At 51.6% G+C, this 12,316-nt stretch carries 12 protein-coding genes; 5 read left to right on the top strand and 7 right to left on the bottom strand.

Annotated elements, in window-relative coordinates:
- Positions 1 to 26 precede the first annotated feature (26 nt).
- Together JI741_RS03625 and JI741_RS03620 are read right to left on the bottom strand one after the other, a co-directional pair.
- On the bottom strand, positions 27 to 638 hold the full coding sequence (locus JI741_RS03625; RefSeq protein ID WP_202007461.1) for a hypothetical protein: 612 nt from the start codon (positions 636 to 638) through the stop codon (positions 27 to 29).
- A gap of 3 nt (positions 639 to 641) precedes the next feature.
- On the bottom strand, positions 642 to 1,133 hold the full coding sequence (locus JI741_RS03620) for an RNA polymerase sigma factor (protein WP_236675856.1): 492 nt from the start codon (positions 1,131 to 1,133) through the stop codon (positions 642 to 644).
- Positions 1,134 to 1,265: 132 nt separating this feature from the next.
- Between JI741_RS03620 and JI741_RS03615 the strand changes: the two genes are divergently transcribed.
- Positions 1,266 to 1,601, top strand: a complete 336-nt coding sequence (locus tag JI741_RS03615) for a type II toxin-antitoxin system Phd/YefM family antitoxin (RefSeq protein WP_255534508.1) — start codon at positions 1,266 to 1,268, stop codon at positions 1,599 to 1,601.
- On the top strand, positions 1,602 to 1,886 hold the full coding sequence (locus JI741_RS03610) for a Txe/YoeB family addiction module toxin (RefSeq protein ID WP_202007457.1): 285 nt from the start codon (positions 1,602 to 1,604) through the stop codon (positions 1,884 to 1,886). It begins immediately after the preceding gene.
- A 255-nt stretch (positions 1,887 to 2,141) separates the two neighbouring features.
- Here JI741_RS03610 and JI741_RS03605 read toward each other — a convergent pair whose 3' ends face one another.
- Complete coding sequence (locus JI741_RS03605; protein ID WP_202007455.1) at positions 2,142 to 3,017, bottom strand: cytochrome c4; 876 nt, start codon at positions 3,015 to 3,017, stop codon at positions 2,142 to 2,144.
- Positions 3,018 to 3,106: 89 nt separating this feature from the next.
- Here JI741_RS03605 and JI741_RS03600 point away from each other — a divergent pair, with 89 nt between their 5' ends.
- Positions 3,107 to 4,096: a helix-turn-helix transcriptional regulator gene (locus tag JI741_RS03600; RefSeq protein ID WP_202007453.1), complete on the top strand. Its 990-nt coding sequence runs from the start codon at positions 3,107 to 3,109 to the stop codon at positions 4,094 to 4,096.
- Between the two features lie 59 nt (positions 4,097 to 4,155).
- Here the strand turns inward: JI741_RS03600 and hemA are convergent, their stop codons facing one another.
- The 3 genes from hemA to JI741_RS03585 all read right to left on the bottom strand — a co-directional run bounded on the left by hemA (position 4,156) and on the right by JI741_RS03585 (position 6,500).
- A complete protein-coding gene (gene hemA, locus JI741_RS03595) occupies positions 4,156 to 5,421 on the bottom strand; it encodes a glutamyl-tRNA reductase (protein WP_202007451.1) in 1,266 nt (421 codons plus the stop codon).
- Positions 5,422 to 5,597: 176 nt separating this feature from the next.
- Positions 5,598 to 6,062, bottom strand: coding sequence for a group I truncated hemoglobin (locus JI741_RS03590; protein ID WP_202007449.1), 465 nt, complete (start codon positions 6,060 to 6,062; stop codon positions 5,598 to 5,600).
- 33 nt (positions 6,063 to 6,095) lie between these two features.
- Positions 6,096 to 6,500: a hypothetical protein gene (locus tag JI741_RS03585; protein ID WP_202007447.1), complete on the bottom strand. Its 405-nt coding sequence runs from the start codon at positions 6,498 to 6,500 to the stop codon at positions 6,096 to 6,098.
- A 168-nt stretch (positions 6,501 to 6,668) separates the two neighbouring features.
- Between JI741_RS03585 and JI741_RS03580 the strand changes: the two genes are divergently transcribed.
- Both JI741_RS03580 and JI741_RS03575 read left to right on the top strand, forming a co-directional pair.
- Positions 6,669 to 7,589, top strand: coding sequence for a ComEA family DNA-binding protein (locus JI741_RS03580; RefSeq protein ID WP_202007445.1), 921 nt, complete (start codon positions 6,669 to 6,671; stop codon positions 7,587 to 7,589).
- Positions 7,590 to 7,643: 54 nt separating this feature from the next.
- Entirely contained in the window at positions 7,644 to 11,672 is a 4,029-nt protein-coding gene (locus JI741_RS03575; protein WP_202007443.1) for an AAA domain-containing protein, read from the top strand.
- Here JI741_RS03575 and JI741_RS03570 read toward each other — a convergent pair.
- Positions 11,660 to 12,313 (bottom strand): SET domain-containing protein, encoded by a 654-nt coding sequence (locus tag JI741_RS03570; protein ID WP_202007441.1) that lies wholly within the window; start codon positions 12,311 to 12,313, stop codon positions 11,660 to 11,662. The genes JI741_RS03575 and JI741_RS03570 overlap by 13 nt on opposite strands.
- Positions 12,314 to 12,316 lie beyond the last annotated feature (3 nt).

Raw genomic sequence — 12,316 nt, 5'->3', positions numbered from 1 at the left:
GAAGTGTGAAATGAAAGTTGATTTTTTTATTGTTCGAGATCGCGCAGCAACCCTTTCAGTTTGTCGAGGTGATTGCCATACAGTTTTTTGAGATACCAGTTGGTGAACGATGTGCTGAGAAAAAACACAAGGCCCGCCATAGACACCAGCGAGACAATGGTTTTGGTTTTAGCCAGGTGGTCGAGAAACTGATCGGCGCCCCGCTCGATAAGGCCCAAGAGAAGCACCAGCACAAAGTAAATCGGATAGAGAATGGAATAGCTGCGTTTGTAGAACTTCAGGTAGCCGGTGAGGTTGTCGATGAGCGACACGAGGTTGGCGTGTATGTTGCCGGTGGCGGGGTTGAACCGGTTCAGCAACATCAGCTTTTTAATGTAGTAGAATGTGTAGGCCAGGCAAATGAGCAAGACGGAGATGAAAGCCCACTTCAGCAACCCGGAGGGAAGTGTGAGCGAATACACCAGCAGACCCACGCTCAATGCCAGGGTCAGGATAAGTTCGAACCACACGTTGCGTTTCAGCTTGTCGATGATGGAGCGGCTTTTTCCCGTTAACATGGACGCAATTTCGGAGGCGTCCTTTGGTTGAAAGGACGGCTCGCTGCTTTTCCATATGCTTTTCAAATCTTCGAGTTCCATGGGTCAGGGGCACATAAGTTTTTTGAGTTTTTCACGGATGCGGTTCATTCTGACCCGCACATTGTTTTGTGTTATGCCAATGGTTTCGGCAATCTCTTCATACGGCACTTCTTCGAGGGCCATCATGATCATGGCCCGCTCAATTTCCGACAGTTGCCGGATGGCCCAGTGGAGGCGTTGCACTTCTTCTTCACGATCGTCGGCCCAGCCGTCGGAGATGTTGAGGTGCAGTTCTTTGAGGTCTTCGGTTTTCACATGCCGGGTTTGCTTTCGGAACCCCGAAATGGCCGTGTTCAGGGCAATGCGATACATCCACGTGGTGATCTTGGCTTCGCCGCGAAACGAGGCAAACGATTTCCACAGTTGCAGCACAATTTCCTGAAACAGGTCGTTGCGCACATCGGGGTCGTTCTCATACATGATGCAGACCTTGTGGATGAGTCCCTGGTGCTCGTTGATGAGGTTAATGAATCTTTTTTCTTCTGCAGTCTCCAAGGAGAAAATGTCTTTGATAGATAGGTCGAAGGTAGAGAAAGATAATTACAGGAGGAACCTGATTTTGTCTTTGTTAAATATGTACTTTTTTTTGTATATATTTACGTACGTTTATTTGAGGGGCTATTACACATGAAAACAGCAACTGTAACACAATTCCGTGCGAACATGAAAGAACAACTCAAAAAACTCGAGGACGACAAGGACATTCTTATCTTGTCTGGACCTAAAAACAGAAATTTCGTTGTATTGACGCTGGAACAATACAACGCTATGGAGGAAACGAATTATCTTCTGTCAACACCAGCCAACACCACTCGCCTGATGGAGGCCATCGCGCAGGATCAGCGTGGTGAGTATGTTGAAATGGACAATCCAAAGCCTGCCGGCGTTCGTGTCCCAAAGAAAAAGGTTGGTGTTGTGGCAAAGAAATCCGGCGAAGGCCGCGTTAACCGAAAGAAGAAGTAAATGAACATCAAGTTTACCCCGACAGGCTGGGGAGATTATTCCCATTGGCAGGCTAACGACGCAAAGATTCTAAACCGGGTGAATGATTTGATCAGGGATATCTGCAGAGATCCTTTTAAGGGTATTGGCAAACCTGAAGCGCTTAAAGGAAATCTTTCAGGATACTGGTCGCGACGAATCACCGATGAACATCGGATCGTTTACAGGATCGAAACAACAATCGATTCGAGAACAAAAAAGAGTATCCAAAACCTTTGCATCCTCCAGGTTCGATATCACTACTAACCAAGCCTCATCGACCGATTCCTCTTCCGTTCATCCTGATCGACCAGCGACCGTCTTTGATACATGAAGACGATCAGTGCGGGAAAAACATACGCCATGCGAATGAACAGATACAACAACGGCGTGCCGAACCAGGCATGTTTGTGACGTTTTGTGAAAGGTAGCATACGGATGAGTAGTTGATAAATCCACAGTGCTCCACGACAAATCCCAAATGGATTTGCCGGGAGCATGCAGAGAGGGTAAGGGTTATTCTTAAATGCTTTTTAAATACAGGTGCAGGGCTTTCAACTCCAGGTCCGAAAATTCTTTGGTCATGGTCCAGGGCATCTCGTCGGGTTTCAGCGTTTTGCCTTCGGGCGTGGTACCGGTGCGCAGGGTGTTGATAAACTGTTCGTCGGTCCATTTGCCGGGATGCCCGCTGCTGCTGATGTCGGCCACTTCCGGAAAGCCCGGTGCCACGGGCTCGCCGCCCTTCATGTTTTCGCGATGACAACCCTGGCACGAGGTGGACAAATATTTTCCATAGTCTGCCGAGATCTCGGCTTTCACTTCTTTCACCAGTTTTTTCGAGTGGTCAATCATTTCGGCGGGCAGCAGGGGAAGTTTGTCGAGGTCGGCCAACACGCGGGCGAGAGGTCCGAGGCTGCTGGGTTCAAATTCGCGATCCACGTCGGGCAGTTGTTCGCAGAACGAGGCGATGGCCGAGAGGTCCTGTTCGCTCATCACAGCAAACTCGTGCGCGGGCATGAAGATGAGGGGTGTGCGGTCGCGACGCAGTCCGTGCTTCAGCGCCAGTGTCCAGTCGTCGGCGCCGAAGTCGGCGGGCCGGCCACCTTTGCCGTTCGTGAGGTTGGAGGCTATGAGAAAGCCGAGTGCAGGATCGTCTACAAAAACTTTCCCGCCAAGGTCTTGGCCATGGCATTCGGTGCATGCTTTGGTTCGCACCAGGTGTGCGCCACGAGCCAGCACCGCCGAGTCGCGGCTCAGCGGCAAGGCTTCGAGAGCGATTTCATATTTCTTGTGCATTCGGCGTTCGGTGCTGATATACACTTTGGTGTAATAGCCGGCAATGATCACAACGATGACGCCAAGGACGATGCCGGTAACTTTGAGAATCTTTTTGAGCATAGGGGTTGAGAGATGTTTCCCGCTTTTACGGTCCAACCAAACTTTGAAGTCTACGTTAAACGGAGCATCTCATCCGCAAAAAGGATTTTATGACCCGGAGCAACTTCATCACCGTCGACTACGCGTGCGTACTTCCCCCTGCATTTCACACACCTCCATCCGACCAGGTGGAGTTTGCCACACACGCACCCATTCGCACCGAGTGGGGCACAGTGGATGTTAAAGACATGGTGCTCCCTGAAATCAGGGTTGTGGCTTTCGACAGTCAGGTAAATCAAAATCTTCATCTTCAGCAACGCGAAGGTTGGGAGTCGAACACGGTTGACACTTGCATCTTTCTGGATGGCACCATCGAGTCGGACTTTGCCGGGTTAACCAAAGGCATGGTCATGCACAAGGGCATGCACAACTTTGTGTATAAACCCGACGTGGGCCAGGACCATTACCTCACCGCGCAGGAACGCCTGAACGTGTTGCACCTTTCGGTGGATCGGCTCTACTATTGCGACCTGTTGTGTGAGAAGGAGAGATGGTCGGCAAGTCTTAAAGAGAAACTATTGAACCGGCAGGCCGTGAGCGGTGCGATGGACAACATGCAGATGAGTCCGCGCATGTTTGGCACTGTGCACGACATCATGAACTGCACGCTCAGCGGCAACCTGCGCAAGATCGTGATCGAAGCCAAAGTGCTGGAGCTTATCGCCATGCAACTCGATCAGCTGGTGAAGCGCGACGACACGGTGGCCGTTCAAAAAATCAATTCAAAAGATCAGGATGCGTTCTATGCGCTCCGCGATTTCCTGCATCAAAGCTTCACCGAAGATCACTCACTGAAAAACCTGAGCCGCACGTTTGGCCTGAATGAGTTCAAACTCAAAAAAGGATTTAAGGAATTGTTTGGCACCACGGTGTTCGACTACCTGCACGATCTGAAAATGGAACATGCACGCCGCATGTTGCAGGACGCCGGCGCCTATGTGAATGAAGTGAGCGGCATGGTGGGTTATAAAAATCCCAATCACTTTTCTACGGCGTTCAAGCGCAAATTCGGAATCAACCCTGCGCAGTACAGAAACTAACGCAGCCTTTCTTTTTTTACAAGAAGGTTGATCTCAACAAGAAAAAGTAGTGGAGTAAATTAGTGTTTGGACTTTTCGGGCTGGCCTTCCAGGTTGAAAAGTTCGTTCAGCACTTCAGACAATGATTCGGCGTCGCCGCGTTTGCAGGCTGCCTTCAGTTGAAGCACTGGGTACTTCAGGATTTTTTGCATGAGCGAGCGGCTCATTTCTTCGAGGCGTTCGGCTTCTTCGGGTTTTGCATTCTTCAGGAAACGCGCCAGCTCTTCTTTGCGGATTTGCTCCAGCGTGTTTTTCAGCTTTTGAATGGTGGGCGTCACAATCATCTCTTTCGACCAATCTTCGAAATCGGCAATCACTTCCTGGATGATGGCTTGCACATGCGGGATAGACGCTTTCCGTTTTTCGACGGCTTCGTTTGTCTTTTCGCGGATGTCGTCAAGGTTGTAGACAAGTGTTCCGGGAACTTCTTCTATGGCACTCTCGATGCTGCGGGGCATGGAGAGGTCGATGAAATATTTGTGGGAGAGAATCTTCACGTGATCCAGCAACTCGCGCGTGATGAGGGGCTGGTTGCCCGACACGGAGCTGATGACGATGTCGGCTTTGGCAATTTCGCTGGCCAGCTGATCGATGGTGCCGAATGAAAAGCCGCAGCGCTGTGCAAGTTTCTCTGCTTTTTCGGGCGTGCGGTTCAGGATTTTAACCTCCTTGAGACGCGAGTGCACCAGGTTGAGGCACACATCCTGACCAATTTCGCCTACGCCCACCACCAGCACTTTGGGTGCGGTGAGGCCGGCCGTCAGGTCTTCGGCCAATTCTTTGGCAGCGTATGATATGGAGGCGGCGCCGTCGCGGAAAGAGGTTTCCTGAACAACGCGTTTGTTCACAAAAAAGATGGTGTGCATGAGGCGGTGCAAAAACGGCCCTGCCATGTTTTCGTCGGCGCTCCACTGGTAGGCGTTTTTCACCTGTCCCGAAATCTGGAGGTCGCCAATCACCTGGGCGTCGAGGCCGATGGCCACATCAAATAGATGTTGCACGGCGGCTTGCCCACTGAAATTGGAAAAATGCGCTTCGAAACCGGGTTCGATCGCCTTGAGTAATGAAAGTCCTTTGAAAATTTCGGTCGAAAAGTCCTTTTCGGCCAGATAATACACTTCGGTGCGGTTGCAGGTAGATACTACCAGCACATCGGTAGCGGCCGTGTAGTCGCGAATGAAATTCAAAAGCTTTTTGGAAGCTTCTTCATTCAAAGAAACCTGCTCGCGGATGGCCACCGGAGCGGTTTTGTAAGTGAGGACGAGTGCTTTGAAATTCTGTGTCATTACGCGTTACAAAAGTAAAGCCTGGACTGAAACGGAGTGATGCCGAAAGTCAATTAAAATGGTGTCAAAAGTCAGTATTGACTAATTTAGAATGAGTATAAATAAGTACGCATACTAAAATCGCCTCCCCCTATTACGGAAGAGGCGATTTTTTGGTTCGTAAAATTTGTCTCTTATTATTTTCCAACAATATCCGATTGCATGGGGCCGAGAATGGCCAACAATGCGGACTGCTCCTGTTCGGCCACTTTGTAATAGGTCATGGACGCGACGAGGTCGTTGACCAGGGCGTTGAATTCGTCGGTACTGATGTTCATGCCGGTGTGCGCTTCCAGCATGGTTTTTCCTTTGTATTGACACGGCCCGCCCGAGCCTGCACAAATCTGATCGATGAGGTTGTTGCGCAAGAGCTGGAGGCGATAGGGATCGGCCACCGTGGCCACAAACCGTTCGTTGATTTTGCTGTCGGCGGCCACGTTGGCCAGGAACTGGTCGGTCACTTTCGAGATGCCTTCAAGACCACCCAACCGGGTGTAGAGTGTGGGTTCGTTGGTGTTGTTATCGTCGTCTTTGTTGCAGCCGGCGGCTACTGCGATGAGCAGGGTGATGCCGAAAACGAGGAGGGTTCTGTTGCGTTTCATGATGAGGTGGTTTAGAAGAAGTCGGAAGAAGTTTTAGTGACGGATGTCGAGTGCGGAAATGAAGCGATGAAAAGATGCATCGAGGTTGTGAACCGGGCACCCGCCCGACGTTGGTAATTCTTTTTGGCTCACCGCAAGGTGTGTTGTGGTTGCGAGCAGAGTGGCCAGTTGTGTTTCGGTGACCTGATCGGGATAAAAAATTACGGCGGCGCCGGTGCCTTCTTGACTGATGGAACAGGCGGTTACACCGGGCACGCTATTGATTTTTTGGTGCAGTGAAAGTTTGGTTACCGGTGTCACATCGCTTCCCCATGTGAACGATGCGAAGTGAACTGATTTCAGTTTTTCGGTGGCACTTAGCTGCCGAACGTTGGCATAAACAAACAATGCGGCGAACATGGCCACAAGCGATAGCGAGAGCATTCTTAGGCGTTTCATGTCACGAGGGGTTTGGGTTTAGTGTGTGGTCACGTTTATGTATTAACAGCAGAACACGGGATGTGTTTTGTTTTGCTGCAGATCGTGCGACTTACCTGAATTTACGAAAAGTGTGTGGCATTTGGATGTCTGAAAAAAATTGCCACTTTAGTGACAACGTTAGGCCTTATGAATCGCATACAGCGTTATGTCCGTGATTTCTTTGGATTCTCCCGTGCACAGGTGAACGGGTTTCTGGTGTTGCTTCCCCTGCTGGTGATCATTCTGTTTGCGCCCACCGTGTGGAAAGCCTGGCGGTTGCCACGCCCGTATGACAACACCAAAGACCAGGCAAAACTCGACAGCCTTGTAGCCTTTTGGGTGGCCGCTCAACAAAACGATTCGGTTGTTGCCACAGGGGGTGCGAAGTCTAAAAAACAGACGCTGCTGTTTGCGTTCGATCCCAACATCATCAGCGTGGCGCAGTGGCAACAGTTGGGTTTATCGGCGGCTTTGTCGACGCGGATTGCACACTACCGGGAGAAAGGCGGAAAATTCAGGGTGAAGGCCGACCTCCTCAAAATTTATGGTGTAGACTCTGCGTTCTATCACCGCGTTTTTTCCTACATCACGCTGCCGGAAAAGAAGGACACACTTTTCGCACACAAACCATTTCCAGCCGATGTCAGGAAAAAACCAGAAGTGGTGCGTTTCGATCTGAACCAGGCCGACGCAGAACAGTTGGAAAGCCTTTATGGCATTGGCGAAAAATTGGCGTTGCGCATTTTGAAATTCCGGGATGCCCTGGGAGGCTTTGTGAGCCTGCAACAATTGAGCGAGGTCTATGGTCTGGACACGGCCGCGATCCGGCAGCTGGAGAAGCGATGTTTTGTGGTGGAGAATTTTCAGCCCAAGAAACTAAACGTGAACACGGCCGACGAAAAAACACTGGCGGCCCACCCGCTCATCCGGCGAACCGCGGCGCGAATCATTGTGGCTTATCGAAAGGAACATGGAGAATTTAATTCCCCGGACGATCTTCGAAAGATACACGGGCTCGACGTTCAAATCATTGACAAAATCGCACCATATTTAACCTTTCGGAACTGACGCGTCAGAACCCGTGTGCGGCCGCCGCTGTTTACCTATCCAACACCGAACATCATGGACCATATTCCCAAAAATATATTGCCCACCTACCTGCGCAGGCTCACCAACCTGTCGGGCAACAACCGGTCGCTGCTGTTGCTGCGCCTGCACGCCGAGCAGCTCATCGACATACAAGAACTGAGCTTCCTCAACGGCGAGCCGTCGTTCGAACTCATCAAGGCCCTTATTGGTGGCAAGCCAAAAAAAGTTTGCCAGGTGCTCGACAGCCGCATGGAAGCCAACAACGAGAGCAGCAAGAAACTGAAAAAGCTACAACGCATCGACCGTTTCATTTTTGAAGAGCGCGGATCCAACGACCTGCATGTGGGCTGGCCCTTTGTGCGTGGAAAATTTTCGGACGGGTCGCTGGTGCGTTGTCCGCTGTTGTATTTTCCTGTAGAGATCGTTCAAGAGGGACAACACTGGGTCATCCAGCCCCGGAAAGACGCGGGCATCACATTCAACAAATCGTTTCTGCTGGCATTTGCATTCTATAACCAGGTGAAGCTTGAAGAAGATTTGCTGGACACCAGCTTCGAAGATTTTGAAGACGACAGCGTTGTGTTTCGCACCCAGCTCTATGAACTGCTGCGCGACCGTGTGGAAATCAATTTCAACGCTGACAATTTTCAGGACACCCTCATGCCGTTTGAGGCCTTCAAAAAAGAAGCCCTGGAAGAAACGCTGCGCAACGGCGAACTGAAACTTTATCCTGAAGCGGTGCTGGGAATTTTTCCACAGGCCGGCTCACAATTGGTGCCCGACTATCTGAACCTGATCGAGAACGATTCCATTACAGATCTCGAAGACTTCTTTCTTCAAAAAAGCAACACCGAAGAAACGTTGAATGCGCAAGGCAATGCATTGGCCCCCAACATCAGCGAAGAAAAAATATTTGCGCCTTTTGTGCTCGATGCCTTCCAGGAAAATGCGATCAAGGCCATCAAGCACGGCCGGTCCATCGTGGTGCAAGGCCCTCCGGGCACGGGCAAATCGCAGCTCATTTGCAACCTGCTGGCCGATGCCATTGCGTCGGGAAAAAGGGCATTGCTGGTGTGCCAGAAGCGCGCCGCACTGGATGTGGTGTATGACCGGCTGAAGGAAATTGACCTCGGCGATTTTCTGGGACTGGTGCACGACTTTCGAAACGACCGCAAAGACATCTATGGAAAAATTGCGCGACAGATCGAACGCGTAGAAGAATTTAAAACACGCAACCGCGGCATCGACGTGATTCAAACCGAACGGAAGTTTTTTCAGCTTTGCCGCCGCATCGATCAGATCACCGAAGAGCTGGAGGAATTTAAACACGCCTTGTTCGACGACAAAGAGTCGGGCATTTCCGTGAAGGAACTCTACCTCACATCCGACCTGCATGGCCAGTCGGTGAACATCAAACAGGAGTATCCGTTTTTTGGCTTTCAGACGTTGCACGAGTTTTTGCGAAAGCTGAAAACCTATGCTCAATATGCGGGCCGATTGGATCATTATGCCTGGAAAGATCGTCGCTCGTTTGCCGGGCTTAAGCCTTCCGACGAAAAACAAATTGAGCACGCACTGTCCGACATCCCGGCCTTTCAAAAACAGGTGGCCGATGCCATCGAAAGCAAAATCGGCATCCGCCCACATCTCGACGACTGCGCGGCGCTGGCTTCCAAAACCGATGACATCCTGGGCATGATCAGCGTGCTGAAAGACGACGAGACCTATTATTACTTCCAGTCGATGATCGGCGAATCGGACGACGAAACCAGTATGCTGTGGCTCTCCAACATGGAGCGCGTGGTGCTGAATTGCTACGACGACGAACCTCCCGAAATCACGGTGGCATCCGACCAATTGGGAAAATTTCAGGAAGCGTTGCAACATCGCCTCGATTCACGCACCAACCTGATCCGGTTGATCCGTTGGGAATTGTTTTCGAAAGAGAAATTTTTGCTGCGCCGTGTGCTGGTGGCCAATGGACTTGAATACAACAAGCAAGGCTTGCAGGTGCTGGAGCAACGTATCGACAGCCGCCTCAACCTCGAACATCACCTCACGGCGTTGAAGAGTAAACCGTGGCTGATGGCCTTGCCCGAAAACTATAAGCAGACCTCGTTGCAAAAATGGTTTGTGGCACAGAAGCTGGCCATTCGCGCCAAGCTCATCTTCAACACGCTTCGCGAAATCAAAGGCGCCATCAACGTTCAGAAATACAACCGCGACGAATTTATTTTGCTGGTGCGCGACCTGCTGGGCATTGTGGGCGCTATCGATGCAAAAAAATCAGAGTGGCTTCAGTGGCTCACACCCTTTCAGGTGAAGCAAATCATTCTGGAGCCTGCCAAGGAAGCTGACTACCGGAAGATCCTGCAACGCGATTTTGATTCGCTGTGCGAGTATGACACGCTCAAGGAAACGCTGACGTTTTTTGAGCGCGATGCCATTCTGAAACTGCACGACAAGTTGGGCAACTGGGAAGGGGAGGCGATGGAATTGCTTTTTCAGAACAGCCTGCGCCTCGCGTGGATCGATCACATCGAAACAAAATATCCCATTCTGCGCGCCGTGTCGTCTATGAAGATGGACACACTGCAAGATGAGCTGCGGCAATGTTTGAAAGAGAAGAAAAAGCTGAGCAAGGAAATTCTGTGGGTGAAGGCGCGCGAGCGCGTATATGAAAACCTGGAATACAACCGTCTCAACAACATGGTGACCTATCGCGACCTTCTGCACCAGGTCACGAAGAAGAAAAAGATCTGGCCGCTGCGCAAGCTCATCGAGGCGTTTCCCTATGAACTGTTTCAATTGGTGCCGTGCTGGATGGCCTCGCCCGAATCGGTGTCGGCCATTTTCCCGATGACCACCGGTATGTTCGACCTGGTGATCTTTGACGAAGCATCGCAGTGTTTTGCCGAGCGTGGCATCCCCGCCATGTATCGCGGCAAGCAACTGGTGGTGGCCGGCGACGACAAACAGCTGCGTCCCAGCGAGCTCTACCAGGTGCGTTGGAACGACGAGCAGGAAAACCCCGACCTGGAGGTGGAGTCGTTGTTGGAGCTGTCGGCGCGCTACCTCAGCACGGTGCATTTGCAGGGACACTACCGCAGCAAGTCGCTGGCCCTTATCGATTTTTCGAACAAACATTTTTATGGCGGCAGGCTTCAGCTGTTGCCCGACCGCGACGTGATCAACACCAACGATCCTCCGCTTGAATATCACAAGGTGGAGGGCGTGTGGGAAAACCAGACCAATGCGGTGGAGGCCGAAGAGGTTTCCCGGCGTGTACTGGACATCCTGAATCAATATCCCGACAAGGAAATCGGCGTGGTCACCTTCAACGCGCCCCAGCAGATGGTTGTGCTCGATGCGCTGGAAACCGAAGCGGCGGCCCGTGGCCAAGCCATTCCGGAATCGCTTTTTGTGAAGAACATTGAGAACGTGCAGGGCGACGAGAAGGACATCATAATTTTTTCGGTGGGCTATGCGCCCGACAAGCATGGCAAAATGGGCATGCAGTTCGGAAGCCTCAACATGGCAGGGGGCGAGAACCGGTTGAATGTGGCCGTGACCCGTGGCCGCGAAAAAATCATCATCGTCACCAGCATCCTGCCTGAGCAGCTAAAGGTAGACGATGTGAAGAACGAAGGGCCGAAGCTGTTGAAGCAATACCTCGCGTTTGCCCGCGAGGTATACCAGGGAAACTACAAGACGCAGTCCACGTTGCCCAGCCAGCAAACCGAGGCCTGGTTCCTCAGTCGCCGGTTGCAGTTGTGGAGCACGGGCCGCATTCCGGAGTTTGTCTTCGACACGCAGGCGCTGCCCTTCACCGACATCAACGTGCTGAAGGACGATCAATATATCGGGGTGATTCTTACCGACGACGTGCGCTATTTCTCGGCCATTTCAGCCAAAGAGGTGCATGCCTACACGCCCACGTTGCTCACACAAAAGAAATGGAAGCACCACATGGTGTTTAGCCGGAATTTCTGGAAGGATCGTGAGAAAGTTGAAAACGACCTGATGCTCTTTGTGGGCTCTCAGGACAATCAGAACGGGTAGGCCACTTTGGGTGAGCGTACTTTCACCTGTTGGGCTTCGCCGTTTATTTTGCCATGCTTGGGGCAGTAGCAGTTAAGGATGGAATCCATCTGCTCTTCGCCGGCCGAAACGCGGCGGGCCTTGGCCAGGGTGGTGGCTTCGAGAATGTGCAACAGAGGTTGCTCCACGCCTTGCAGGCGTTCAAACGCTTCCAACAGTTTTTCATCCCACACGTGATAGTAGCGCACGAGGTCGTCGGGGTAGATGATGACACGGTCGGTTCCTTCTTCGGGCACCACTTCAAAAGGTTCTTCCAGGTTCAGGTAGCCATAGTCGTCGGTCAACTGCTCGCCGGGCTGGATGTCGCGGATGGCGATTTCAAACTCGTAGGCCGTAGTGATGCAGTTGGAGTTGGAGCTGTGGTTCACAAACCGGGCGTTGTCCCAGCAGAGGATGTGGTTACCTTCGGGGTTTCGATAGGTGTAGGTGTCGAGCACGTGCTGGTAGAGGGGGTCCATGGCCCGCACTTGTGCCGGCGTGAAGATGCGGTCCAGTTTATCAAGTGCCCAGGTGATGGTGCCTTTGGGGATGAATTTGGTGGCGACTACGCCGTACCCGATTTTGTCGCTGATAAACTTGAGTTCCGTGTGGGGATGGATCATGTT

Origin of the sequence: Chryseolinea lacunae (assembly GCF_016735595.1) — a bacterium.
GTDB lineage: Bacteria > Bacteroidota > Bacteroidia > Cytophagales > Cyclobacteriaceae > Chryseolinea > Chryseolinea lacunae.
The sequence above is the reverse complement of the archived record's forward strand: the minus strand, read 5'-3'. Positions and strand labels throughout refer to the sequence as shown.

Coding starts and splice junctions, on each gene's coding strand:
- JI741_RS03625 (WP_202007461.1), bottom strand. CDS start 638: ATGGAACTCGAAGATTTGAAAAGCATATGGAAAAGCAGCGAGCCGTCC.
- JI741_RS03615 (WP_255534508.1), top strand. CDS start 1,266: ATGAAAACAGCAACTGTAACACAATTCCGTGCGAACATGAAAGAACAA.
- JI741_RS03610 (WP_202007457.1), top strand. CDS start 1,602: ATGAACATCAAGTTTACCCCGACAGGCTGGGGAGATTATTCCCATTGG.
- JI741_RS03605 (WP_202007455.1), bottom strand. CDS start 3,017: ATGCTCAAAAAGATTCTCAAAGTTACCGGCATCGTCCTTGGCGTCATC.
- JI741_RS03600 (WP_202007453.1), top strand. CDS start 3,107: ATGACCCGGAGCAACTTCATCACCGTCGACTACGCGTGCGTACTTCCC.
- hemA (WP_202007451.1), bottom strand. CDS start 5,421: ATGACACAGAATTTCAAAGCACTCGTCCTCACTTACAAAACCGCTCCG.
- JI741_RS03590 (WP_202007449.1), bottom strand. CDS start 6,062: ATGAAACGCAACAGAACCCTCCTCGTTTTCGGCATCACCCTGCTCATC.
- JI741_RS03585 (WP_202007447.1), bottom strand. CDS start 6,500: ATGAAACGCCTAAGAATGCTCTCGCTATCGCTTGTGGCCATGTTCGCC.
- JI741_RS03580 (WP_202007445.1), top strand. CDS start 6,669: ATGAATCGCATACAGCGTTATGTCCGTGATTTCTTTGGATTCTCCCGT.
- JI741_RS03575 (WP_202007443.1), top strand. CDS start 7,644: ATGGACCATATTCCCAAAAATATATTGCCCACCTACCTGCGCAGGCTC.
- JI741_RS03570 (WP_202007441.1), bottom strand. CDS start 12,313: ATGATCCATCCCCACACGGAACTCAAGTTTATCAGCGACAAAATCGGG.